We start from the raw sequence: 24,388 nt of genomic DNA on the forward strand, positions 1-24,388 counted from the left end.
GATGAGCAATGTCGCGGCCCTGCCGGACGACCGCGTCTATTTTCGCAGCTACCTCGCGCCGCTCGCGCCCCTGCTCGGCCGCGATGACGTCACCGATATCTACGTCAATCGCCCGGGCGAGGCCTGGGCGGAATCGCTGACCGGCAGGATCGAAACCCACGACATCCCGGCGCTGACCGAACAGGTTCTCGAACGCCTCGCACGCCAGATCGCGGCGCTGTCGCATCAGGGGATCAACCGCGAGCATCCGCTGCTGTCCGCCACGATGCCCGACGGCGCGCGCGTCCAGATCGTCGCACCGCCGGCGACGCGTGGCGGCATGGTGCTGGCGATCCGCAAACATGTCTCACCCGACCTTCGGCTCGAGGACTATGCCGACAGCGGCGCCTTTGCCGCGACCAGGGCGGGACGCCTCGGCGAGGCCAGCGACCTCGACCGCAAATTGCACGATCTGCTCGACGCCGGCGACATTCCCGCGCTGCTCCGCGCCGCGGTGCAGAACCGCAAGAATGTCCTGATCTCGGGCGGCACATCGTCGGGCAAGACGACTTTTCTCAACGCCCTGCTGCGCGAAGTGTCGACAAGCGAACGGCTGATCCTGATCGAGGACACGCCCGAAATCACCATCCACCATCCCAACGCCGTCGGCCTGCTCGCCGCCCGCAGCGCGCTCGGTGAGACGCATACGACCGCGGAGGACCTGCTCAGCGCCTCGCTGCGCCTGCGCCCCGACCGCATCATCCTCGGCGAACTGCGCGGCGTCGAGGCCTTCTCGTTCCTGCGCGCGGTCAACAGCGGCCATCCCGGCTCGATGACGACGATCCACGCCGACAGCCCCGAACGCGCGATCGAACAGCTCACGCTGCTAGTCCTGCAATCGGGCAGCCGCCTCGACCGCGCCGACGTTCATCATTATGTGCGCTCGACCGTCGATGTCTTCGTCCAGCTCGGGCGCAGCGGCGGCAAGCGCCATATCGCCGAAGTCAAACTGCGCGACGTCTGACCGCCGGAAGGCTTCCCATGATTGGCGATCCGTTGAGCGTCCGACGCTAGCTATTTCTTGGTAGCGCTATTGGTGAAACTGCCGTTTGACACATTATCGAGCAGAATATTGTCGCCGTAGCTCGACACCCTGGCACCGCCTTGCGAGGAAACGCCGAGCATGTTGTGCGCGATAACGCTGCCCCTCACGCCGAGGATGGCACCGGCCCCCCGCGCATCGATCGCTCCGACCTTTTGGTCCTTGATGATGCTGTTTTCGATCGTCAAATGTATCTGTCCGCTCGACGCATTTGCCGTTATTCCGTGGTTATCAAAGCCCCAGCTGTCGTCAGTCGTTGTGGCAATCAGACTCTCCGACACCACGCCTTTCACCGACGCCGTGGACGAAGACGTGCCGACGGTAATTCCTGACCGCAAGCTATCCGTTATACGGATATTTCTGGCCGTAAAGTTCAACGTCCCCGCGGAGCTTCTATGAAGACCCAAACCGCAAAAATTGGCGCTCGAAGTTATATTTTCCAGAAGAACCGAACCAGCGTCGCTGACTCCGATCGCGCAACTGCCCAGATTGTGGAAGGTTGAATTTCGGACATGAAGCTCCTTGCCCGATAGGAACGCTATCCCGCCTTGACCGGCCCAGTTTCCTCCGCGGATATCAAGCCCGCTGAGAAATACCTTATCATCTGGGCCAGCTTCCACGACTATCGCGCCAAAGCGATTTTCGTATGTTAGCTCTGGCTGTATCTTACCAGTCTGACCTTCGCAAATGATCGAGATCGACTTGGTGATCGTCACCATGCCGTACAGCCCGGCATCGAGGCAGTTGATCTCTCCCCCGGACGCCGTTTTGACGATGGCACCCGCAAAGGTTTGGCAGGGCGCCGTGCGGCTGCAAGGATTGAGATCGTCTCCAACTCCGGACACCCAGGTGCGCGTCGCCTGAGCCGATGCGGGCACCGCAAAGCCCATGGCCGCTGCAAGTGCAGACGCCATCACTGTGTGGCTCAAATATCGCATCACGCCATCGCCCCCGGAAAACCTGCCTGTTGCTCATTGTGGATCGACGCGGACCTTCTCACTGTTTTGGTACCACGACAGTAAAAACGCCATTATTGTTGTTACCGGCCACGACGTTGTCGCCAAAGCTAACGATGTTTCCTCCCGTCATCGTCCGAACACCGTTGCCATTGTCAGTGATCGTGCTTCGACTGGCGCTGACTGTGGCGGCACCGCTCTCGGACAGCACGCCGCTGCTGCTGTTGCCGTTGACGACCGTATCGATCAGCGCAACATTTGCGTTACCGCCGCCAGTTACCGACCGAACATAAAGGCCAATCTGGTTGCCAGAGACGACACTGCTTGAAATCATCCCCTTGACGCTCGCGCCGTCAGCGGAAGCATCGACGCGAATACCGCCCCGATTATTGTCGGTCACCCGGCTGTTGACAATGATGAAGGAGGCGGAGGCATTCACTGCCGGCTGGATCATTACCCCTCCCGTCACGCCGCTCGACGCGCCGTTGCCGACAATGGTAACATCGTCGAGCACCAACCGGGCGGCGGGTAAGGTTGGTGTGAAATTGATCCCGAATCCATTGGTTCCGCGAAAGTTGCGGATCGTCGAATTGCGGATGAGCAGCCCGCCACCGCCCAAGAACCGAACGGCGTTGACCCCCGTTCCAAAACCCTCAAAGTCAAAGCCGCTTAAGAAAACGACATCATAGTCGGCCGCGTTCACGGTGATCGCATTCGCCCCCGTCACCAGCACACCATTGAATGTGTCGTCACATATGATTGCGATGCTTTTGGTGATGGTCACCGCACCAAAGCCGCCCCCGTCGAGACAGTTGATCTCGCCGCCCCATGCAGTCTTGGAAACCGCCCCGGCAAAAGTCTTGCACGGCGCAGCGCGGCTGCAAGGGTTGACGTCATCGCCAACTCCCGACACCCATGTCCGCGTTACCTGCGCCGCTGCCGGCGTCGCGAACGGCAACGCCAACAGCGATGCGCACGCGGCGAGCGATGCCCGCATAAAATATTCCGGCATGTTCTTCCCCTCGAGCCGTCGCCGGCCACGATCGTAGCCATAACCGGACAACGCGGGGTTAATGCCCTGCAATCGAGAGCGAAAAACTGATCGCAACAATCCCGCGATGTCTGACGCACACGAAAAAGGGCGCCCGGCTTTCGCCGGACGCCCCGATTTTCTGCCGATCGCGCCGTTACTGCTTCACGACCGAGCCAGTGAAACTGCCGTTCGTCGTGTTGGCGACGATGACATTGTCGCCATAGGATTGCAGATTGGCGCCGCTCGCGGCCGCGATGGCGATTCCGTTGCCCGCGATGCGGTTGCCGACGAGCTGCGACGACAGGCTGCTGCCGGCAACCACCACGCCATTGCTGTTGCCGGTGATGACATTGTCCTTGACCAGCAACTGGATCGAATTGCCCGACGTCGTTGCTGCAAGCGCAGTGCCGGTATCGGCGAGCAGGCTGTTGGACACCGTCGCCTTGACCGTGGTGCCTGCGTTGACCGGCTGGATGAACACGCCCGAATCGGTGTTGCCGGTGATCCGGACATTGTTCACCGAAACCGTCGCAAGGCCGCCGTTCGCGGGAACCACGACGATTCCGCCATTATTGGCCGTCATCGTCACATTCTCGACTGTCAACGAGCTTCCCGCATTGGCCGGGGCGAAATTGATCGCATTGCCGGTGGCGCCCCCACGGAACCCGCGAACGGTCGAATTGCGCACAACCACCCCGCCAGCCTGGAGGATGTTCACCGCGCGTCCGCCCTGGCCGAACCCTTCGAAATCGATGCCGCTGATGATGACAATGTCGCTCACACCCGCATTGACGTTGATGCCGTTGCCGGCGGAAACCAGGATGGCGGCGGTCGTCGTGTCGCATTCGATGGTGATCGCCTTGGTGATCGTCACCGCGCCAAAGCCGCCCGGATCAAGGCAGCTGATCTCGCCGCTGGCGGCGGTCTTCGAAATCGCCCCGGCAAAGGTCTTGCACGGCGCGGTGCGGCTGCACGGATTGGCGTCGTCACCGACCCCCGAAATCCAGGTCTTCGTGGCCTGCGCCGATGCCGGTGCGGCAAAGGCCATCGTGCCGGCAACCGCGGCGGACGCGTAAATCAGCGCTTTGATGGAATGTCTCATGATCGTTTCCCCAAATCTGTACCCAAAGCGCACCACCCCCGCGGGCGGCGCGCCGGAGATTATTGCTTGCCGACGGTCGCGGTGAACGCGCCGTTGTTGCCGTTGTTGATCAGTTCGTTGTCGCCGAGGCTGACCATCGCGCCGCCGCTGACCGAACGCACGCCAAAGGCGCTGTTCTGCGAAATCAGGTTGCCGCTGGCATAAAGGCTTGCGCCGACGTCCTGCGCGACGATGCCGTTCTGGCCGCCGCTGATCACATTTTTGCTGATCACCGCATCGACGACATTGCCGGTCGGAACCTTCGCGAAGATCGCGCTGGCCGAGTCGGTGAACACGCTGTTCGTCAGCGTGGCCTTCACCGTCACGCCGGTGAAACCGGTCGTGTCGAAACGCACCGCCGTGCCGGCGATGTCGCTGGCCTGGAGATTGTTGATCGCGACCTTCGCGGCGACATTGTTCCCCGGCTGCACCAGGATGCCGCCCGACCCGTTGCCGACGCCGTTCTTGACCAGCGTGACATTGTCGATGACCAGCGAGGTCGTGGCGGTGGTCGGCGTGAAGGTGACGCCATAGCTCGTCGCGCCACGGAAACCGCGAATCGTCATATTGCGCAGGTGCACATTGGCCGCGCTAGTGATGCGCACGCCGTTGGTTCCCGTGTTGAACCCATCGATGTTGATGCCGCTGATCACGACATTGTCGGTCGCACCGGCGGCGATGAAGATGCCATTGGTGCCGCTGGCGATGATCGTCGCATCGACATTGTCGCAGAGCAGCTTGATCGATTTGGTGATCGTCACCGCGCCAAAGCTGGCGGGGTCGAGGCAATTGATCTCGCCGCCTGCTGCGGTCTTCGCAATCGAGCCTGCGAAAGTGCGGCACGGCGCGGTCCGGCTGCACGGATTGACGTCGTCGCCGACGCCCGAAACCCAGGTCCGCGTCGCCTGTGCCGAGGCCGGCGTCGCCAGCGGGATGGCCAACAGCACCGCAAACGCCGCGCATAGCGCGCGCATAGTATATCTGGTCATAAACACCCCCAATGATCGCCCGGTCGCCTGTCGGCCCAAGGCCGCGCGATCGGAACAAGTCCCACCCAATGCTGCGATCGATCCGGAAAAGCGGTGCCTTTCGTGCCGCCCCTTCCCGATCGCGCACGAAGATTCGCCGACTTCGGTGAAGCGGCGGTCTCCCCGGGCGCGAACATGACAGGATCGGACATGGCTAGCAAGCGCTTAACCATAGGAGCAAAAACGGACGGGGACGCGCTATCTCGCTCTTTTCGCGGACTCTTGTCGCCGAGGCACGCTTTGCTTGCCGCAGGGGGGTTGCAACATCATCGCGCCGTCGCTAGGGGCGTCTGCCTCAGCGAGGAGAGTTGGCTGAGTGGTCGAAAGCGTCGCACTCGAAATGCGAAGTGCCGGCAACGGTACCGAGGGTTCGAATCCCTCACTCTCCTCCATTTTCCCGTTATCGACCAACGGCGAGGCCGCGGGCCGCTTCGAAGGATCTTCGGAGCGGCCGCGGGGCTTCAGAGCGTTGGTGCGACGATCGTCGGGGCGATGAGCGGCGCGGCGATCAGCCCGACGACCAGCCCGACCACCAGGAACAGCGCGATCGCGGCGATCACCACGACGACCGTATAGCCGACCGCCTTGTCCTGCGGCACCTTCATCAGGATCGGCAGGCCCAGATAGAGCAGATACAGGCTGTAAAGCCCCACGATCCCCAGGACCGCCAGCGACGGCACGATGCCGAAGATTCCGGCGAGCCAGGCGGCCGTGGCCGAATAAGCCGCAACCTTCAACGCCTGGATCTGGTTCTTCTGCCCACCGAAGTTGGGCGCCAGCCCGTCGATGATCAGCGCCAGCACGAAGGTGGTCGCGAGCGTCATGCCATAGGACAGGATGGACGACACCAGCGCGCCGACGAGCGGCGGGCGAAAGGTCATGCCCAAAATGCCGATGCCGAACACCTGTCCGCCGATGAACTGCGCGACCGGACCGATCGCAGCGAGGACCAGCACATAGGGCATATAGATCGACTGGGTGGTCGCCGGCTCGGTGTCGATCGCGGCCCAGGTCTCGCTCGGCTTCAGGATGATGTCCTTGGCACGCTGGACGATTCCCGCGGCCGGCGTGCCGGGGGGGATGGGTTCGCCAAAAGGTGTTTCGTTCATGCTATGCCTTTCCCTGGTTGCCAGGGACGGCCCCGAAACCCGAGCGGGTCCGGGTACGCGTCCCGGGAGCACAGTAGCTCAACTTGCCGACGCCTCTGTAACGGTCGTCACAGCCGGGATTCGGCAGACCAAGTGTAACGGGCTTGAAACAAGAGGGAATAGCCATAGATAGAGGCGATGATGTCCGAATCTCCCATGGAATTCCCTGCCAGCGCCCCGAAGGCCGTCGTCGCCCCGCTGATCGAGCGCGCGCGCTTCGCGCCGGGCGATATCGTCCGTCACCGCCTGTTCGATTTCCGCGGCGTCGTCTTCGACATCGACCCCGTCTTTTCGAACAGCGACGAATGGTATGACGCGATTCCCGAGGGCATGCGCCCGGCGAAGGAGCAGCCCTTCTACCACCTGCTCGCCGAAAACGAGGATTCGTCCTATATCGCCTATGTCAGCCAGCAGAATCTCGTCGCCGACGGCGAGCATGGTCCGGTCGACCATCCGCAGATCGACGCGATGTTCGAATGGCTCGACCAGGGCGGCTATCGCCTCCGCGCGATCCACCGCCACTGAGGTAGGCGGTTACGCCTTCAGCTTCCAGCCCGACGCCAGCAGGCGATAGGTCACCACGCCCAGCGCGACATTGACCCCGACGAGCACGAGGATCGCGGTCAGCACCGGGTTCGTGATCGTCGAATCGACGGTGCCGATGAACCCGTAGCGGAACCCCATGATCGCATAATAGACCGGGTTCGCGTGCGCCACGGACTGGAAGGCCGGCGCCAGCCGGTCGATCGCATAGAAGGTGCCCGAGAGCAGCGCGAGCGGGGTGACGACAAAATTGGTCACCGCGGCGGCGTGGTCGAACTTCTCGGCCCAAACCGAAGTGATCAGGCCGAGGAAACCGAGCATCGAAGCCCCCAGTACGCCGAACACCGCGACCGCCCACAAATGGTCGGGCACGACATGGACGTTCGGCCACAGCAGCATCGCGAGCCACAGCGCGCATCCGACCAGGATCGCCCGCGTCACCGCCGCGCCGATCAGCGCGATGATCAATTCGCCGACGGCGAGCGGCGGCATCAGATAGTCGACGATCGTCCCCTGGATCTTGCCGACGAGCAGAGAAAAGGAGCTATTGGCAAAGCTGTTCTGCAGCATCGCCATCATGATCAGCCCCGGCGCGACGAAATCGGCGAAGGGCACGCCGATGACGGTGCGCCCCGCCCCGCCCAGCGCGACGGTGAATATCACCAGAAAAAGAAGCGTGGTGATCGCCGGCGCCCAGATTGTTTGCAGCTGCACCTTGAAAAAGCGCCGCACCTCTTTGACATATAGGGCCTGCATGCCGGGCACGTTGAGCGTCCGGATATGCGGGACGCCCGGCTCCGCAAAGCGCGGGGTCGCGGCGAATTCTCCCGACATGGTGCCCGAGTCGGGGCGCGAAATTTGGGGCTGGTCGTTCATGGCGTTCTCGCCTATCGCCTCCCCGACTTTCCCGCAAGCTGGGCAACGACGGCCGCGTTCCGCAGGGGACCGCCGGACCGCCCGCACGGCGGAATGATAAGGATTTGAAGAATGTCTTGGACCGACGAGCGCATCGAGAGCCTGCGCAACATGTGGGAAAAGGGGCTGACCGCCAGCCAGATCGCCGACGAACTCGGCGGCGTCAGCCGCAACGCGGTGATCGGCAAGGCGCATCGCCTGGGCCTGAAATCGCGCCCCTCGCCGGTGAAGGCGACCGAAAAGGCGAAGCCGGCAAAGGTCGCCGCACCGGTGGCTCCCAAACCTGCGGCACCGCCGCCCGCGCCGCGCGCCGCGGCGCCGGCCCCCGTGCGCCCGGTCGCGCCCGTGCGCCCCGAACCGCAGCCCGCCGCCCAAACGGAGTCGGATGACGAAAGCGGCGTCGACGCCGCACCGCGCAAGCCCGACGCACCGCGTATCGTCTCGATTGGCCCCGGCGGCTTCATCCGCCAGGGTCCCGGCGACCAGCAGGCGCCGATTCCGCCCGCGCCGCCGCGCCGTCTGGTGCCCGCCAAGCCGAGCCCCGAGATCGCCGGCAAGACCACGTTGCTCGACCTCAACGACCGCATCTGCCGCTGGCCGATGGGGCACCCGGGCGAACCCGACTTCCATTTCTGCGGCGTCGCCGTGAACCCGGGCTTCCCCTATTGCGTCGAGCATTGCGGCCGCGCCTATCAGGCGCAGTTGCCGCGCGGCACGCGCCGCCCGCCGCCGCCGCCGCCGTTCGGAGGCCCCCGGGTCCGTTGAGGGGCGTCCGTTGAGGCCGTTCGAGCAGGATTTCGATTTCGCGCGCGCGCTCGGCATGAAGATGATCGAGCGCGGCGACGGGCGCTGCACGATGGCGATCGACATCAATGCAAAGCAGCATTTCAGCCCGCAACGCGCGGCGCACGGCGGCGTCGCCTATAGTCTCGCGGATTCGGCGATGGGCGGAGCGCTGACCAGCCTCCTGCCCGACGATCATTGGTGTGCGACGCTCGAGATCAAGTTCAACTATCATGTTCGGGTCGGCGAAGGCAGGCTGACCTGCGAGGCTGCGGTGCTGCACCGCGGCAAGCGCATCGCCAACATCGAAGCGCGCCTCTACCAGGACGAGCGCCTGGTCAGCAGCGCCAACGGCAGCTTCGCGATTTTTCCGGCGCCTGGCGCCCGATCGTAAAAAGGCGCCGAACCTGTCGCAGGTCCGGCGCCTTCCTTTAAATCTTCCGCGGGTACCAACCGTTTAGAAGCGGAAGTTCAAACTCGCACGCACGCTATGCGTCCGGAAATGGTCGTCGCTGCGCTTGATGTCGGTACCCGGACCGTTCTGCAGGAACGGATTGGTCGCCGCCGCGGTTCCCGGCCCGACATTGACGACAAAATCATCGTCCTGGATGTCGGTGTAGAGATATTCGAGGCCGAGCGAGACATTCTTGGTCAGCATCGCCTCGGCACCGCCGCCCGCGACATAACCCCAGCCGTTGGTGCGGCCGTTGTCGGCGAAGCTGTTCACGCTGTTCGTCGTCGAAAAGCGATTGTCGAGCTTGGCATAGGCGCCGCCGCCGGTCGCATAGAACAGCACGCCGCCGCCGGGGGTATAGCCGGCACGCAGCCGCGCATTGGCTTGGTAGTCGGCCGAGCGCGAGAAGCGATAGGCAGCGGGGGTCGTCGAGAAGCCCGACACGCTGTCCTTGGCTTCGCTGCGTCCACCTTCGAGGACCGCACCGATCACGATATTGCCCATGCGCCGGTCATAACCAAGCTTGCCGAAATATTCGAAACCGTCCTTGTCGTTCCGGCAATTGCCATTTGCCGTGCCGGTCGGCGAGCCGCCGCAGAATCCGGGCGAAAAGGCGTTGGCGCCGCCCGACGTATTGACGTTTTCGCCATAGGTGCCGTCCTGGTTGGTGTCGAAGACGAAGGTTTCGCGACCATCGTTCGGCTGAACGGTATAACCGCCGGTGACGCCGACATAGGGACCGTTGAAATCCTGCGAAGTGTCGCGACCGCTTTGCGCGAACGCCGGGGTCGCCATTGCGGCCACGGCCGCCGTGGCGGCGAGGAGAGAGAGGGTTTTCATTTTTTGCTCCGCTTTTTGAATGACTTTGCGTCGACGGAGAAACCTTCCCCTTCCCCCCGAAGTTCCTCATGCTGCCGAAAATCGGACGAAGCGAGTGCGTCGGGCGATGGCCGAACGGCGCGACAACCGCCCTTGCCAGCGCCCTTCGCGCCCTCCTATAGCAGGGCCATGAGTCACGATTTGTTCGACGGCAACGCGCCCGCCACCGACAGCTACAACGCCTCGCAGATCGAGGTGCTCGAAGGGCTCGAACCCGTGCGCCGCCGCCCCGGCATGTACATTGGCGGCACCGACGAACGCGCGCTCCACCACCTCGCCGCCGAAGTGATCGACAACAGCATGGACGAGGCGGTCGCCGGTCATGCCAACCGCATCGAAGTCACGCTCGACGCGGGCAATCGCCTGACCGTGGTCGACAACGGCCGCGGCATGCCCGTCGATCCGCACCCCAAATTCCCCGGCAAGTCGGCGCTCGAGGTCATCATGACCATGCTCCACTCGGGCGGCAAGTTCGAGGGCAAGGCCTATGCCACGTCCGGCGGCCTGCACGGCGTCGGGGTCAGCGTCGTCAACGCGCTGTCGGTCGACACGACCATCGAAGTCGCGCGCAACAAATTGCTGTACCGCCAGCGTTTTTCGCGCGGCACCCCGCAGGGCGGACTCGAAGAACTCGGCCCCACCCCCAACCGGCGCGGCACCAGCGTATCGTTCATCCCCGATCCTGAAATCTTCGGCGACCACGGGCGTTTCAAGCCGCAGCGCCTCTATCGCATGGCGCGCTCGAAAGCCTATCTGTTTGCCGGGGTGGAAATCCGCTGGAAATGCGCCCCCGAACTGATCGGCGACGACACCCCCGCCGAAGCGGTGTTCCAGTTCCCCGGTGGCCTCGCCGACCATCTGAAGGAACAGATCGGTACCCGCGAATGCGCGACCGCCGAGCCTTTCATCGGCCGCCAGGACTTTCCGGGCGATCAGGGCCGCGCCGAATGGGCGATTGCCTGGCCTTTGTGGTCCGACGGGTCGTACAGCTGGTATTGCAACACCATCCCGACCCCCGCCGGCGGCACCCACGAAGCCGGGCTGCGCTCGGCGCTGACCAAGGGGCTCCGCGGTTTCGGCGAGTTGATCGGGCAGAAGAAGGCGGCGCAGATCACCGCCGAGGACGTCTTCAATGGCGGCGAGATGATGCTCTCGGTCTTCATCCGCGATCCGCAGTTCCAGAGCCAGACCAAGGACCGGCTGTCGAGTCCCGAAGCGGCGCGCCTCACCGAAAATGCGGTGCGCGACCATTTCGACCATTTCCTGTCGGACAATATGGACCGGGGCCGCGCGCTGCTGGGCCTCATCCTCGAACGCATGGACGAGCGCCTGAAGCGCAAGGCCGAGCGCGAAGTGAAACGCAAGACCGCGACCAGCGGCCGCAAGCTCCGCCTGCCGGGCAAGCTTACCGACTGCGCCAATGACGGTCCCGAAGGCACCGAATTGTTCATCGTCGAGGGCGACAGCGCGGGCGGCAGCGCCAAACAGGCGCGCAACCGCAAGACGCAGGCGATCCTGCCGATCCGCGGCAAGATCCTCAATGTCGCGAGCGCCAGCAACGACAAGATCCGCGCCAACACCGAAATCGCCGACCTTGCGCTCGCGCTCGGCTGCGGGATGCGCAAGGACTGCGATTCCGACCGGCTGCGCTACGAAAAGATCGTCATCATGACCGACGCCGACGTCGACGGCGCGCATATCGCGACCTTGCTGATGACCTTCTTCTTTCAGGAAATGCCCGACATCGTGCGCAACGGCCATGTCTATCTGGCGCAGCCGCCGCTCTATCGCCTGACCGCGGGCAATGTGACCGCCTATGCCCGCGACGACGCGCACCGCGCCGAACTCGAAGCAACGCAGTTCAAGGGCAAGAAGGTCGACGTCGGCCGCTTCAAGGGCTTGGGAGAAATGAACCCCAACCAGTTGAAAGAAACGACGATGGATCCCGCGACCCGCTCGATGCTGCGCGTCACGCTGCCGCAGGAATATGAGGAACGCCATCTGGTCAAAGACCTCGTCGACCGGCTGATGGGCAAGCATCCCGAGCACCGCTTCCAGTTCATCCAGGCCAATGCCGCGACCCTCGACGATGCGGCGATCGACGCCTGACGAAATAAATTTCACCCCTCCCGTCAGAAATTTCCGTCGCGGCCGACTAAAAGACCATGCGACACGAAAGACGGGAGATCGGCGTGGACCAATCCGGACGGGACAGGCTCTTTACGGATGCGATGGCGCGCTTCGGCCCGGCGCTCGCCCGCATGGCGCGCGGCTATGAAGCCGACCCCGACCTGCGCCGCGATCTCGAACAGGATATGCAGGTCGCACTGTGGCGAAGCTTCGCCAATTTCGACGGGCGCTGTTCGCTGAGCACCTGGGTCTGGCGCGTCGCGCACAACCGTGCGACCTCGCACATGCTCGCGCATCGCCGCCGCAACGCCCGCGGCTGGACAAGCATCGAGGATGTCGACCTCGCGACCGACGCCCCCTCCCCTTTCGACGCGACGGAAAGCGACCGGGCGATGGCGCTGATCCTGTCGATCATCGACCGCCTCGACCCGCCCGACCGCCAGATATTGCTGCTCTATCTCGAGGGGATAGCAAGCGCCGAGATTGGCGAGGTGACCGGCGTTTCGCCCGACTCCGTGACGACCAAGATCCACCGCTTCAAAGCCATGCTCACGCGCCGCTTCGCGCCAGGAGGTGCCGTATGACCGATTTTTCCGACGACGCCCGCCTGCACGGGCTTTGGCAGGGCGGCGACGCCGTCCTCGCCCCGCTGCCGCTCGACGAGATCAAGCGCCGCGCGGCGCGGTTCGGCGATATCGTCCAGCGCCGCAACCGCCGCGAATATATCGCCGCTGCGATCGTGCTCGCGGGCTTCTCGCTCTACGCCGTCATCCTGCCCGGCGCGCTGCTCAAGATCGGCAGCCTGCTGGTCATCGCCGGCGTGCTGGTCGTCGTCTGGCAACTGGCGCGCCGCACCTCGCGCCCTGATCCGGACGCCGAGGCAGCCGACGTTCGGGCCTTCTACCGCGCCCGGCTGGTCCGCGAGGAACATATACTCGCGCGGGTTGGCCTTTGGTATCTCGCGCCGCTGCTTCCCGGCCTGCTGACCTTCATGGCAGGCGAGGCGATATTGCTCGGCCGGACCGATGCGCTCGGCCTGACGCTGTTCCTCGTGCTTCCGCTGCTGCTTTTTGCCGGCATCTGGTTGCTCAACCACCGCGCCGCCGCCATGCTCCGCGCCCGGATCGACCGGATCGACCGCACGGCCACGCCAGGAGACTCCGAATGAAGCCCATGCTGACCGCCCTGCTCGCTGCGACGCTGATCGTCCCGTCGGCGGTGTCTTATGCCCAGCCGCCCGAAACGGCTGCTGCCGCCGCCACGGCCTTCGACAAGCACGCTGCGCAGCTCGTCGACCTGCTCGCGGGGCGCATCGCCTATATCGACTATTTCGACCCGTCCTTCCAGACCGCGGTGCCCGAGGCGCAGTTCCAGGCGATCACCGCCAGCCTGATCGCCCAATATGGCGCCCCGGTGGCCGTCGACAGCGCCACGTCGGCCAATGGCCGCGCCGGAACGGTGATGCTCCGCTTCGAAAAGGGCGTCGGCACGATCGCGCTCGAAGTCGGCGCCGGCGAGGGCGCCCGCGTCACCGGGCTGCGGATCACCGGCTTCACCATGGCGGGCGACAGTTTCGACCGTGTAACAAGCGAGATCGCCGCGCTCCCCGGCGCCACCGGCTTCCTCGTCGCCGAACTCGACGGCGCGACGATCAGGCCCATCGCCGCCACGCAGCCCGACCGGCAATTCGCGATCGGCTCGACCTTCAAGCTCTACATTCTCGACGAACTGGCGGCCCAGGTCGCCGCCGGCCAGCGCAAATGGTCCGACGTCGTGCCGCTGTCGCACTTCAGCTTTTCGTCGAGCGCGACCGGCAACTGGCCGAAAGACACCCCGGTGACGCTCCAGACGCTTGCCAACTGGATGATCTCGGTCAGCGACAATGGCGCCACCGACACGCTGATCCACCTGCTCGGCCGCGAGAAGATCGAGGCGCGGATGCGCGGCACCGGCCACAGCGACCCGTCGCGCAACATCCCCTTCCTGACCACGGTCGAGGCCTTCGCGCTCAAGGGCGACAATTTCGCCGCCGAACGCGCCGCCTTCGTCGCCGCCGACGACAAGGCGCAGCGCAAACTCATCGAAACGAACAAGGACCGGCTGACCCTGTCCCACGTCGATGGCGTCAGCTTCAGCGGCGGCCCGCGCTTCATCGACAGCCTCGAATGGTTCGCCAGCCCCACCGACATCGCCCGCGCCTTCATCGACCTGCGCGCGCGCCAGTCGGATACGACGATGGCAGCGATGGCGATCAACAACGGCGTCGGCCCCGGCGCGGCGAAGGGCTGGTCCTATCTCGGCTACAAGGGCGGCTCCGAGCTTGGCGTGCTGTCGATGAGCCTGCTCGGCCAGCGCGAGGCCGACGGCAAATGGGTCGTCGTCACGATGAGCTGGAACAACCCCGACGCGGCGGTCTCGACCGAAACGATCGCCGGGCTAGTCACCCGGCTGCTCGCGCTCGCCGCCAGATAATCAGACGACCGCTCCGGCCTGCTCCCGCAACGCGTGCCCGGCATGCAGCGCCAGAGTCACGCACCCGGCGAGCAGCACCGCGTCCTTGAACAGAAATTGCGCGAACGCCCCCATGAACGGAAAACCGTAGCCCGGCTCCCACAAAGGAGCGCCGAGGGCAAAGCTGAGCGTGATCAGGAAGGTGCAGACACCCATCAAGGCCCCGACCAGCCCGGCGCGGTGCGACCAGGCTCCAAGCGCGATTAGCGCGCCCGCGGCCAGTTCGATCACGCCGATGACATTGCTCGCACCCTGCCCCCCGATCAACGGGTACATCCAGGCGAACAGCGGATAGCCCATGGCGATCTGCGCGACACCCTCGGCCTCATAGGCGGCGAATTTCGCTATTCCAAAGAGCGCAAAGATCAGCACCAGCGACCAGCGCAGCGTCGCAAGGCCGAAGGTTACCGGAGGCAACCGGTCCGCAAATTTCCACATTGATATTCCCCTGTTGGTCTCGATTGCCAACGGGTTCGGGAAAGATTCGCCGCAGGTTACATCAAGCGGTCAGCGCCGCGACCAGCGCCTTGACCTTCGCCTGCCGCCACTGCGGCGTCGGCGCGACCAGCCAGTAACCGCGCTTCACGGCAAAGGCCTCGCGCACCAGCCGCACCCGGCCCGAGGCGATATCGGCCTCGGCGAGCATCGCGGGGACATTGGCCTGTCCCAGCCCGTTGGCGGCGGCGTCGATCGCCAGCCCCGCATCGCCCAGCCGCAGCGCGGGTTCGCCGTCGTCGACCGGGCAACCCGGCCAGGCGATCCGCGTGTCGCTCGCGCTGCCCGGACCCGCGACGGTCACCATCATCGCCTCGGCCAGCGCGACGCCCTCATGATCGCCGGTGCCGTCGCTCCAGAAGATCGCGAGATCGAGGTTCGCTTCGGTAAAATCGATCCCGCCGTCCGCCGACACCAGGGTGAAGCGCACATCGGGCGCCTGCTGGCTGTAACGCGCGAGGCGCGGCGCCAGCCATTTGGCGGTCAGGTCGCGCGGCGCGGCGATCGTCAGCGACTGCGACGATTGCCCCGCCTGCATCGCGCGCACCGATTCCTCGAACTGCAGGAACCCCTGGCGCAGCGCGTCGAGCCCGGCATCGGCCTCGCCGGTCAGTTCCAGCCCCTTGGGCGTGCGGCGGAACAGCACCACGCCCAGCATATCCTCGAGCGCGCGAATCTGCTGCCCGACCGCGGCGGGGGTCACCGCCAGCTCGTCGGCGGCGCGGGTGAAGCTCAGGTGGCGGGCCGCTGCATCGAACACGCGCAGCGCGTTGAGCGGCAAATGGGTGCGTTTCATGGGGCGGTCGCAGGCATCTTCAGGGCGAATTGGGGGATCGCGATCAGCAAATGTCCGCCGTCGGCGCCCTCCATGTCGTAACTGCCGATCATCGATCCCTCGGGGGTCGGCAACGGGCATCCCGAAACATAGTCGAACGCACCGCCCGGCTGGATGATCGGCTGCTCGCCGACCACGCCTTCGCCCTCGACCTCGCTGACCTGTCCGCGCCCGTCGACGATGCGCCAATGGCGGTTGATCAATTGCACGGCGGTGTCCCCATGGTTTTCGATGCGGACATGATAGGCCCAGAACCAGCGCCCCAGCGACGGGTGCGACTGTTCGGGCAGATAGCTGACCGCCACCCGCACCGTCACCGCGCCGGTCGTTTCCGCATAGGGAAAGAAGGAGTCGATCATCGTCACGCCGTCAAAATCGCCTAAAGCCCGACCTTGGTCAATGCCTGGTCCAGATCGGCGATCAGGTCGCGCGGATCCTCCAGCCCGATATTGATCCGCAACATGCCCTCGACCACCCCCATATCGGCACGCGCCTCGGCGCTGACGCCATAATGGGTGGTCGAGGCGGGGTGGCAGCACAGGCTGCGCGAATCGCCGATATTGTTCGAAATATCGACCAGTTCCAGCGCGTTGAGAAATCCCATCGCCTGTTCGCGGCCTTCGAGGACGAACGAGAAGATCGGCCCGCACGCGTCCATCTGGCTCATCGCCAGATTATGCTGCGGATGGCTCGCCAGTCCGGGGTGCAACATCCTGGTCACCCGTTTTTCGATCGCCTTGCCGACCGCGAGCGCATTTTCGGACTGGCGCCGCGCGCGCAGGTCGAGCGTTTCGAGACCCTTCAGCACCACCCAGGCGTTGAACGGCGACAGGTTCGGCCCGGTGTTGCGCTGGAACGGCAGCAGCACCTCGTTGATGAACTTCTCGGTCCCGCACACCGCGCCGGCGAGCACGCGGCCCTGCCCTTCCATCAGCTTGGTCGCCGAATAGGCGACAACATCGGCGCCGAAATCCATCGGGCGCTGCAGCACCGCGGTCGCGAACGCATTGTCGACGACGCTGGTGATCCCATGCGCTTTCGCGACGGCGCAGACATGCTTCATGTCGACGATGTCCATCGTCGGATTGGCGGGCGTCTCGAAGAAAAAGACCTTGGTGTTCGGCTTGATCGCCTTTTCCCACGCGTCATTGTCGCGCCCGTCGATCACCGTCGTCTCGATGCCGAAGCGCGGGCAGAGATGGTCGACCAGCCAGCGGCACGACCCGAACGCCGCCTTCGCCGCGACGATATGGTCGCCCGCCGACAATTGGCACAGCAGTGCCGTGGTCATCGCCGCCATGCCGGTCGCCTGCGTCCGGCACGCCTCGGCGCCTTCCATCAGCGCGATCCGCTCCTCGAGCATCGCCACCGTCGGGTTCTGCAACCGCGAATAGGTCATGCCCTGCGCTTCGCCGGCAAAGCGCGCCGCCACTTCCTCGGCGCTGTCGTAGGTGTAGCCCGAGGTCAGGAACAGCGCCTCCGACGTCTCGCCATGCTCGCTGCGCCAGGTGCCGCCGCGCACCGCCTGCGTCGCGGGATGCCAGTTGCGCGTCGTACCGCGATCGAAACCCGTTGTCTTTTTCATCTGCCTTATCCGTTCAAAACCGCCACGACCGCATCACCCAGCGCCGCCGTGCTCATCGTACCGCCCAGGTCGGCGCCGCGGCATCCGTCCGCCAGCACTTGTCCCACCGCCGCCTCGATCTGCGCCGCGCTCGTCTCGTCGCCGCCCGAATGGCGCAGCAGCATCGCAAGCGACAATATCATGGCCAGCGGGTTGGCCACGCCCTTGCCCGCGATATCGGGCGCGCTGCCGTGGATCGGCTCGTACAACCCCTGCTTGCCCTCGCTCAGCGAGGCCGAGGCGAGCAGGCCGATCGACCCCACACACATCGACGCCTGGTCCGACAGGATGTCGCCGAACAGATTACCGGTCACGACGACGTCAAACTGCCCGGGATTGCGCACCAGCTGCATCGCGGCATTGTCGACATACATATGGCTCAGTGTCACGTCGGGGTATTCCGCCGCCACCTCGATCACGACATCGCGCCACAGCTGCGACGTCTCCAGCACATTGGCCTTGTCGACCGAGCAGAGCCGCTTCTGGCGTCCCTGCGCCGCGCGGAACGCGACATGCGCGATGCGCCGCACTTCGCTCTCGCTGTACGACATGATGTCATAGCCTTCACGCTCGCCGCTGGCGGTGGTGCGGGTGCCCTTCTCGCCGAAATAGACGTCGCCGTTGAGCTCGCGCACGATCAGCAGGTCGATCGCCGAGGCGACCTCGGGACGCAGCGCCGAACTGTCTTCCAGCCCCGCGAACAGCTTCGCGGGCCGCAGATTGGCGAACAGCCCGAGTTCGGAGCGCAGCCCCAAAATCGCCTGTTCGGGCCGCAGATGGCGTTCGACACTGTCGAAGCGCGGATCGCCGACCGCCCCAAACAGGAGTGCATCAGCCGCCTTCGCCTTGGCCAACGTCTCGGGCGGCAGCGGGTGGCCGGTTGCCTCATAAGCGGCACCGCCGACGAGCGCGCGGTCGAGCGTCACCGGAAGCGCGAGCGCGGAGAGCACCTTCTCGGCCTCCGCCATGATTTCCGGACCGATACCGTCGCCAGCCAGCAGCAGGATATTCAATGCGTCGCCCTTTCGTGTCTCGCGAGCCGCTTAGGCAGCGAGCGCGCGCGACGCAACCGTCGCGTTGGCGGAGCACCGCCGGGCCTTCTTGTTCGTCACCCCGGACTTGTTCCGGGGCCTGCCTTGTCTTGAGGAAGAAAAAAGCGGGTGCCGGGTCAAGCCCGGCATGGCGAATGGGCTACGCAACCGCCCTGCCGAGCCGGTCGATCAGCCGCGCGCGTACGCCGAGCAGTTCGCGGTTGCGCCCCTCCAGCAGATCGCGGTCGAGGAAATGCCCGGTGATCGCCAGCCCGTCTAGCACATCGCCCATCGCCTCGACCGCGCCTGCGCCCCGCAGGAACGCCGGAAGGCGAAGCAACCGCTCCTCATACCCGACCGCCGCCTCGACACACACCGCGCCGCCCGACTTCGGACTGACAAATGCCAGACCATTCCGTGACCCCGTCACCACGCATTCGTCGAGATCGAGCCCGAACCCCAGCTCGGCGAGCAGCAACAGCTCATACCGCGCCAGCGCCGCCGCCCATAGCCGCGCCGAAGGCGCCACCCCGATCGCATCGAGCAACCCCGACAGCGCATCGAAAAGCGCCGGGTAAGGCTGGCTCTCGGGCAGGATCGCGGCGGTCAGGCTCGTCACCCAGTCGATCGCCGCCGACGGCAGCGGCTCGGCCAGCAACGGGGCTCGGCTCGCCAGCAATTCGGCCGTCGCCCCCGCCAACTGCTCCTCGGTCCGCGCCCGCAGTTCGAGCGCGACCAGATTGCCCGGCATCAATATCGGGCGCAGCCGCCGCGACCGCCCGCCGCGCACATAGCCCGCGACCAGCCCCGCCTCGCGCGTCAGCGCGCGCAATATCGCGCCATGCTCGCCATGCGCGCGTACCGCGCAAACGATGGCTTCGGCGCTCAGGCTGGCCAAAGCACCAGCTGCGTCTGCGTCACCAGCGCGACATCGGCGCCTTCCTCGGTCCGAATGCGCGTCTGCCACACCGACACGCGCTTGCCGACCTTCACCGGGATCGCTTCGCCGACCAGCACCGACCCGACCGGCCCGCCACCGAGGAAATTGGTCTTGCTCTCGATCGTCGTCGTGCCCGCGGCGCCCTCGGGCAGCGTCAGGAAAGCGCCGACCGCGCCAAGGCAATCGGCGAACGCCATGATCGCGCCACCATGGACAATGTTCCCAGCGGTGCAGATCTCCGCCCGCACCGGCAGCTTGCCCGCGACGCGCTCCTTAGTCCCTTCGTGGATCGTCACCCCGAGCGTTCCCGCCAGCGGCATCATCGCGCCAAAATCCATCGTCCCGCTCTCCTCACCGTCCCGCGTGGTAGAAATCATGCACCGCCTGCGCCACCGCCGCGCTCACGCCCGGCGCTTTCTGCAAATCCTCGAGGCTCGCGCCGCGCACCGCGCGCGCGGTGCCGAAATGCATCAGCAGCGCCTTCTTGCGCGCCGGACCGATCCCCGGCACCTCGTCGAGCGGCGAGCTTCCCATCGCTTTCGCCCGCTTCGCCCGATGCGCGCCGATCGCGAAGCGGTGCGCCTCGTCGCGCAACCGCTGGATATAGAACAGCACCGCATTGTTCGGCGGCAACGTGAATTCGCGCCCGTCGGGATGATAGAAAGTCTCGCGTCCGGCATTGCGGTCGGGCCCTTTCGCCACACCGATATACGTCAGGTCGTCGATTCCCAGCTCGGCGAGCACCGCGCCCGCCGCCGATACCTGCCCCTTGCCGCCGTCGATCAGCACCAGGTCGGGCCATTCGCCCTTGGTTCGCTCGGGGTCTTCCTCGATCGCGCGCGCGAAGCGGCGCTGGAACACCTCCGCCATCATCGCGAAATCGTCGCCCGGCTGGGTCTCGGCACGCTTGATGTTGAACTTGCGATAGGCGCCCTTGATCCAGCCCTCGGGACCCGCGACGACCATCGCGCCCAGCGCATTGGTGCCCTGGATATGGCTGTTGTCGTAGATTTCGATCCGCTGCGGCGGATTGTCGAGGTCGAACAGATCGGCCAGCTCGCGCCCCAACTTCGCCTGCGAACTGCTCTCGGCGAGCCGCCGGTCGAGTTCCTCGCCCGCGTTGCGCACCGCCTGCTCCAGCAACCGCCGCCGGTTCCCGCGCTGCGGCACGCTGATCTCGATCTTGCGTTCGGCGAGTTCGCCCAGCGCCTCGGCGACCAACACGCATTCCTCAGGCTCGCGGTCGACGAGGATCAGCTTCGGCGGCGGCACGCCTTCGTAAAATTGCATCAGGAAGCTCGCCATCACCTCGGCTTCGGGAACCCCCGACACATGCGCCGGGAAAAAGCTGCGATGCCCCCAATTCTGCCCGCCGCGGATGAAAAAGCCCGCGATGCAGAGCTGCCCGCCCTTCGCCGCGAGCGCAAAGACGTCGGCGTCGCCCAGCCCGTCGGCATGGACCGACTGGCTGCCCTGGATGAAGGTCAGCGCCTTCAGCCGGTCGCGCACGATCGCCGCGGTCTCGAAATCCATCGCCTCGGCGGCCTGCGTCATCGCATCGCCGAGCCTTTTCTGGACCGCGATCGACCGCCCTTCGAGGAAATCCTGCGCGTCGCCGACGAGCTGCGCATAATCCTCGGTCGAGATACGACCGACGCACGGCGCGCTGCACCGCTTGATCTGGTACAGCAGACACGGCCGCGAGCGGTTGGAGAAAAAGCTGTCGGTGCAACTGCGCAGCAGGAACGTCTTCTGCAATGCGTTGAGCGTCTGGTTCACCGACCCCGCGCTGGCGAACGGGCCGTAATAGCGCCCCTTGGCGCGCCGCGCGCCGCGATGCTTCTGCACCCGCGGGAATTTGTGATCCATGCGCAACAGGATGAAGGGAAAGCTTTTGTCGTCGCGCAGCAGCACATTGTACGGCGGGCGGTAACGCTTGATCAGCTGCGCCTCGAGCAACAGCGCCTCGGCCTCGCTCGTCGTCGTGACGATCTCCATCGCGCGCGTCTGCGACACCATGCGCTGCAACCGCTGCGGCAGCCGCGCGACCTGCGTATAATTGGTCACCCGGTTCTTCAGCGCGCGTGCCTTGCCGACGTAAAGCACATCGCCGCGCACATCGAGCATGCGATACACCCCGGGCCGCGTCGGCAGCTTCTTCACAACGTTGCGGATCGCCTCGGCGCCGCGCTCGAGGTCGGGCTGGTCGCCCTCCCCATCGCCGCCGCGCATCACATAGGTCGCCTTCTCTTCGTTGAATCGGTCGGGAGCGTTCGGGCGGGCCATGATTTTGCATGTAGGCGAGGACGATGCGACCCGCCATAGTGTGACAGGTAAATCAGTCATCGGAGGGGTCGGATGGACGTTAGAGGTAAACTCGCGCTGGTAACCGGCGGCAGCGACGGCATCGGGCGCGAGATCGCGCTGCAGTTGCAGGGATCGGGCGCCGACGTCATCGTCACGGGCCGGTCGCCCGACAAATTGCAGGCCATGGTCGCGCTCGGCTTCGGCACCATCGCCGGTGACCTGTCGACCGCAGCGGGCGTTGATGCGGTGGTCGACGGCGTCGCGGGCAAGCCGCTCGCGATCCTCGTCAACAACGCCGGGGTCGGCAGCGATTATGCGCTCGACGATGCGACGACACTCGACAGCGCCGCGCACTGCATCCGCACCAATCTCGACGCGCCGATCGCGCTCTGCACCCGGCTGCTGCCGGTGCTGCGCGCCCAGCCCGAGGCCGCGATCGTCAACGTCACCTCGGGCCTCGCCATCGCGCCGCGCGCCGGCGGATCGATCTATTGCGCCACCAAGGCCGGGCTGCGCAGCTATACGCAGGCGATCCGCCACCTGCTCAAGGACAGCAACGTCCATGTCATCGAGGCGCTGCCGCCGGTGGTCGAGACCAATATGACCGCGGGCCGCAGCGGCAAGAAGATGAGCGCGCATGACTGCGCCGCCGAAATCGTCGCCGGCATCCGGTCGAACAAGCGCGAGGTCAACGCCGGCATGGTGAAGCTGTTGCAGACCCTCCACAGCATCTCCCCCGCCCTCGCCCGGCGGATCATGATCCGGTTCTGAAGGAAGTCGCGATGATCACCCTCTATGGCGAAGGCCGCGGCTTCCGCGTCGCCTGGCTGCTCGAGGAACTGGGGCTGCCCTATCGCATGCGCCCCGTCGATCTGCTTAACGGCTTGGAGAAGGACACCGAATTCCTCGCCGTGAACCCCGCCGGCTTCATCCCGGCGATCGTCGACGGCGACACGGTGCTCGTCGAATCGATCGCGATCCTCGAATATCTGCTCGCGCGGCACGGCCCGAGCCCGCTCGCACCCGCGCCGACCGACGCCGACTTCGCAACCTATCTGCAGTTCCTGCACATGGGCGAGGCCGGGCTTGCCGGGCCGATCAACGCGATCGTCGCCACCATCATCCTCGCCCCCGAGGCCGAGCAGACGAACTGGACGACAAAATGGGCGCGCGACATCTTCGAAAGCCGCCTCGGCCTCGTCAGCCGCCAATTGGCGAAGACGCCTTACATCGCGGGTGACCGCTTCACCGCCGCCGACATCTCGCTGACCTACGCGCTGCAGTTCGCCCAGCGCACGATCGGCTACGTCCTCGGCGACACCGAACGCGCTTACATCGCCCGCACCACGGCGCGCGAAAGCTACGCGCGCGCGATGGACGCCTGTCCCGCCACCAAGGCATGGGTCGCGGGGCTCACCATCCCCTAGCACCCCAAAGCAAAACGCCCGCGGAAATCCGCGGGCGCCTTGTTGTCGGCACTGTCGCCTGGGCTCAGCCCTTGGCGACGCCCGCGATCGCCTGATCGACCAGTGCCTTGTCGGCCCCGGCGTCATGCTTGTCGGCGATCAGCTTCGCCGCGGCGTCGGTCGCGGCCTTGGCCGTGGCCGCACGAACCTCGGCGAGCGCACCGGCTTCGGCCGCCGCGATGCGGTCTTCGGCCATCTGCTTGCGGCGCGCGATCAGCGCGGTGGCGTCGGCCTTGGCCTTGGTCACCAGCGTTTCGGCCTCGGCTTCGGCGCGGATGCGCATCTGGTCGGCTTCCTTCGCCGCATCGCCGAGCTTCGCTTCATATTCGGCCTTCAGCGATTCGGCGTCGAGGCGGAGCTGTTCGGCTTCCTTCAGCTGCTTCGAAATCTCGGCAATCTTGTTGTCGAGCATGCCCGCGACCAGCGCCGGCACCTTTTTCCAAAGCAGGATGGCGATGAAGATCGCCATCGCGATCGAGACCCAGACGGTCGCGTCGATGAAACCGAACGACGCCGGTTCGACGTGCGTCTCGCCCGCGGCTTCGGACAGGATCAGAGCAAGATTAGCCATGGAGCACCGCCTTCACCGCCGACTTGGCATCCGCCGCGCCGATCTTCACGCCCGACAGCTTGGCGACCAGGTCGGTCGCCGCCTCGGCCGCGACCGATTCGATCTCGGCCATCGCCGAGGTGCGCGCCGCCGAAATATCGGCTTCGGCCGCACCCAGCTTGTCCGCCAGTTCGGCATCGACCTTGGCGAGACGCTTTTCGGCGTCCTTCGCGGCCTTGTCCTTGGCGTCGGCCACCGCCTTTTGCGCCGCGGCACGGCTGGCGTCGCTTTGCTGGCGATAGCTTTCCTCGAGGTTGTCGGCGGCGGCATGCGCCGCCTTTGCCGCCGCGAGATCGTCGGCGACCTTGCGGTCGCGCGCATCCACCGTCGCCTCGATCTTCGGCAGCATGCCGCGGCCGATGACAAGGAAAACGAAGCCGAAGGTCAGCAGCACCCAGAAAATCTGCGATGCGGCATACCAGTTTTCAGCGAATTGGCTGATCTGAGGCATGGACTATCTCAACGAACAAAGAGGAAA

At 65.3% G+C, this 24,388-nt stretch carries 27 protein-coding genes and 1 tRNA gene; 11 read left to right on the top strand and 17 right to left on the bottom strand.

Annotation, left to right across the window (positions count from 1 at the left end; all coding sequences use genetic code 11):
* The first annotated feature begins 1 nt into the window (after nt 1).
* Entirely contained in the window at nt 2–1,003 is a 1,002-nt protein-coding gene (virB11, locus tag AC07U1_RS21910; protein ID WP_056351750.1) for a P-type DNA transfer ATPase VirB11, read from the top strand.
* A gap of 50 nt (nt 1,004–1,053) precedes the next feature.
* On the opposite strand, the gene AC07U1_RS21915 is transcribed toward virB11, so the two are convergent.
* From AC07U1_RS21915 to AC07U1_RS21930, 4 genes are all read right to left on the bottom strand, one after another.
* Nucleotides 1,054–2,010, bottom strand: coding sequence for a right-handed parallel beta-helix repeat-containing protein (locus AC07U1_RS21915; protein ID WP_495197804.1), 957 nt, complete (start codon nt 2,008–2,010; stop codon nt 1,054–1,056).
* A 67-nt stretch (nt 2,011–2,077) separates the two neighbouring features.
* The gene (locus AC07U1_RS21920) at nt 2,078–3,121 is read right to left on the bottom strand and encodes a right-handed parallel beta-helix repeat-containing protein (protein WP_495197805.1); all 1,044 of its coding nucleotides are present in this window, start codon (nt 3,119–3,121) and stop codon (nt 2,078–2,080) included.
* Between the two features lie 103 nt (nt 3,122–3,224).
* A complete protein-coding gene (locus AC07U1_RS21925; protein ID WP_056351761.1) occupies nt 3,225–4,172 on the bottom strand; it encodes a NosD domain-containing protein in 948 nt (315 codons plus the stop codon).
* A 59-nt stretch (nt 4,173–4,231) separates the two neighbouring features.
* Nucleotides 4,232–5,200, bottom strand: coding sequence for a right-handed parallel beta-helix repeat-containing protein (locus AC07U1_RS21930; protein WP_495177523.1), 969 nt, complete (start codon nt 5,198–5,200; stop codon nt 4,232–4,234).
* Nucleotides 5,201–5,541: 341 nt separating this feature from the next.
* Between AC07U1_RS21930 and AC07U1_RS21935 the strand changes: the two genes are divergently transcribed.
* Nucleotides 5,542–5,631, top strand: a tRNA-Ser gene (locus tag AC07U1_RS21935).
* A 69-nt stretch (nt 5,632–5,700) separates the two neighbouring features.
* Here AC07U1_RS21935 and AC07U1_RS21940 read toward each other — a convergent pair.
* The gene (locus AC07U1_RS21940; RefSeq protein ID WP_187141425.1) at nt 5,701–6,348 is read right to left on the bottom strand and encodes a Yip1 family protein; all 648 of its coding nucleotides are present in this window, start codon (nt 6,346–6,348) and stop codon (nt 5,701–5,703) included.
* Nucleotides 6,349–6,528: 180 nt separating this feature from the next.
* On the opposite strand from AC07U1_RS21940, the gene hspQ reads away from it, so the two are divergent.
* A complete protein-coding gene (gene hspQ, locus AC07U1_RS21945; RefSeq protein ID WP_082545292.1) occupies nt 6,529–6,912 on the top strand; it encodes a heat shock protein HspQ in 384 nt (127 codons plus the stop codon).
* 9 nt (nt 6,913–6,921) lie between these two features.
* On the opposite strand, the gene AC07U1_RS21950 is transcribed toward hspQ, so the two are convergent.
* Nucleotides 6,922–7,806 (bottom strand): ABC transporter permease, encoded by an 885-nt coding sequence (locus AC07U1_RS21950; RefSeq protein WP_187141426.1) that lies wholly within the window; start codon nt 7,804–7,806, stop codon nt 6,922–6,924.
* Between the two features lie 111 nt (nt 7,807–7,917).
* Between AC07U1_RS21950 and AC07U1_RS21955 the strand changes: the two genes are divergently transcribed.
* Both AC07U1_RS21955 and AC07U1_RS21960 read left to right on the top strand, forming a co-directional pair.
* Nucleotides 7,918–8,610, top strand: coding sequence for a GcrA family cell cycle regulator (locus AC07U1_RS21955; protein WP_495177522.1), 693 nt, complete (start codon nt 7,918–7,920; stop codon nt 8,608–8,610).
* Nucleotides 8,611–8,620: 10 nt separating this feature from the next.
* The gene (locus AC07U1_RS21960) at nt 8,621–9,022 is read left to right on the top strand and encodes a PaaI family thioesterase (RefSeq protein WP_495177521.1); all 402 of its coding nucleotides are present in this window, start codon (nt 8,621–8,623) and stop codon (nt 9,020–9,022) included.
* Nucleotides 9,023–9,085: 63 nt separating this feature from the next.
* Here the strand turns inward: AC07U1_RS21960 and AC07U1_RS21965 are convergent, their stop codons facing one another.
* Complete coding sequence (locus AC07U1_RS21965) at nt 9,086–9,922, bottom strand: outer membrane protein (RefSeq protein WP_056351783.1); 837 nt, start codon at nt 9,920–9,922, stop codon at nt 9,086–9,088.
* Between the two features lie 168 nt (nt 9,923–10,090).
* On the opposite strand from AC07U1_RS21965, the gene parE reads away from it, so the two are divergent.
* From parE to AC07U1_RS21985, 4 genes are all read left to right on the top strand, one after another.
* Nucleotides 10,091–12,070: a DNA topoisomerase IV subunit B gene (gene parE, locus AC07U1_RS21970; protein WP_495177520.1), complete on the top strand. Its 1,980-nt coding sequence runs from the start codon at nt 10,091–10,093 to the stop codon at nt 12,068–12,070.
* Between the two features lie 122 nt (nt 12,071–12,192).
* Nucleotides 12,193–12,675, top strand: a complete 483-nt coding sequence (locus AC07U1_RS21975; protein WP_495177519.1) for an RNA polymerase sigma factor — start codon at nt 12,193–12,195, stop codon at nt 12,673–12,675.
* A complete protein-coding gene (locus tag AC07U1_RS21980; protein WP_495177518.1) occupies nt 12,672–13,259 on the top strand; it encodes a hypothetical protein in 588 nt (195 codons plus the stop codon). Before AC07U1_RS21975 ends, AC07U1_RS21980 begins: the two co-directional genes overlap by 4 nt.
* On the top strand, nt 13,256–14,563 hold the full coding sequence (locus AC07U1_RS21985; RefSeq protein ID WP_495177517.1) for a serine hydrolase: 1,308 nt from the start codon (nt 13,256–13,258) through the stop codon (nt 14,561–14,563). The genes AC07U1_RS21980 and AC07U1_RS21985 overlap by 4 nt, the downstream gene beginning before the upstream one ends.
* Here the strand turns inward: AC07U1_RS21985 and AC07U1_RS21990 are convergent, their stop codons facing one another.
* The 8 genes from AC07U1_RS21990 to uvrC form a co-directional block, all read right to left on the bottom strand.
* The gene (locus tag AC07U1_RS21990) at nt 14,564–15,040 is read right to left on the bottom strand and encodes a DUF417 family protein (protein ID WP_495177516.1); all 477 of its coding nucleotides are present in this window, start codon (nt 15,038–15,040) and stop codon (nt 14,564–14,566) included.
* Nucleotides 15,041–15,101: 61 nt separating this feature from the next.
* On the bottom strand, nt 15,102–15,893 hold the full coding sequence (locus AC07U1_RS21995) for a LysR family transcriptional regulator (protein ID WP_056351805.1): 792 nt from the start codon (nt 15,891–15,893) through the stop codon (nt 15,102–15,104).
* A complete protein-coding gene (gene apaG, locus AC07U1_RS22000; RefSeq protein WP_495177515.1) occupies nt 15,890–16,291 on the bottom strand; it encodes a Co2+/Mg2+ efflux facilitator ApaG/CorD in 402 nt (133 codons plus the stop codon). The genes AC07U1_RS21995 and apaG overlap by 4 nt, the downstream gene beginning before the upstream one ends.
* A gap of 20 nt (nt 16,292–16,311) precedes the next feature.
* Nucleotides 16,312–17,517 (bottom strand): trans-sulfuration enzyme family protein, encoded by a 1,206-nt coding sequence (locus AC07U1_RS22005; RefSeq protein ID WP_495177514.1) that lies wholly within the window; start codon nt 17,515–17,517, stop codon nt 16,312–16,314.
* Nucleotides 17,518–17,522: 5 nt separating this feature from the next.
* Nucleotides 17,523–18,569: a 3-isopropylmalate dehydrogenase gene (gene leuB / locus AC07U1_RS22010; RefSeq protein ID WP_495177513.1), complete on the bottom strand. Its 1,047-nt coding sequence runs from the start codon at nt 18,567–18,569 to the stop codon at nt 17,523–17,525.
* Nucleotides 18,570–18,747: 178 nt separating this feature from the next.
* A complete protein-coding gene (gene recO / locus AC07U1_RS22015) occupies nt 18,748–19,485 on the bottom strand; it encodes a DNA repair protein RecO (protein WP_187141433.1) in 738 nt (245 codons plus the stop codon).
* Nucleotides 19,473–19,865, bottom strand: coding sequence for a PaaI family thioesterase (locus tag AC07U1_RS22020; protein WP_495177512.1), 393 nt, complete (start codon nt 19,863–19,865; stop codon nt 19,473–19,475). Before AC07U1_RS22020 ends, recO begins: the two co-directional genes overlap by 13 nt.
* A 13-nt stretch (nt 19,866–19,878) precedes the next feature.
* Complete coding sequence (uvrC, locus tag AC07U1_RS22025; protein WP_495177511.1) at nt 19,879–21,813, bottom strand: excinuclease ABC subunit UvrC; 1,935 nt, start codon at nt 21,811–21,813, stop codon at nt 19,879–19,881.
* A 72-nt stretch (nt 21,814–21,885) separates the two neighbouring features.
* Between uvrC and AC07U1_RS22030 the strand changes: the two genes are divergently transcribed.
* Nucleotides 21,886–22,605 (top strand): SDR family oxidoreductase, encoded by a 720-nt coding sequence (locus tag AC07U1_RS22030; protein ID WP_495177510.1) that lies wholly within the window; start codon nt 21,886–21,888, stop codon nt 22,603–22,605.
* 11 nt (nt 22,606–22,616) lie between these two features.
* Nucleotides 22,617–23,261: a glutathione S-transferase family protein gene (locus tag AC07U1_RS22035; RefSeq protein ID WP_495177509.1), complete on the top strand. Its 645-nt coding sequence runs from the start codon at nt 22,617–22,619 to the stop codon at nt 23,259–23,261.
* Between the two features lie 64 nt (nt 23,262–23,325).
* Here AC07U1_RS22035 and AC07U1_RS22040 read toward each other — a convergent pair whose 3' ends face one another.
* Together AC07U1_RS22040 and AC07U1_RS22045 are read right to left on the bottom strand one after the other, a co-directional pair.
* Nucleotides 23,326–23,871, bottom strand: coding sequence for a F0F1 ATP synthase subunit B family protein (locus AC07U1_RS22040; protein WP_056351825.1), 546 nt, complete (start codon nt 23,869–23,871; stop codon nt 23,326–23,328).
* Complete coding sequence (locus tag AC07U1_RS22045) at nt 23,864–24,361, bottom strand: F0F1 ATP synthase subunit B family protein (protein ID WP_056351828.1); 498 nt, start codon at nt 24,359–24,361, stop codon at nt 23,864–23,866. Before AC07U1_RS22045 ends, AC07U1_RS22040 begins: the two co-directional genes overlap by 8 nt.
* Nucleotides 24,362–24,388 lie beyond the last annotated feature (27 nt).

Source organism: Sphingopyxis sp. GW821-FHT02C12 (assembly GCF_059421785.1).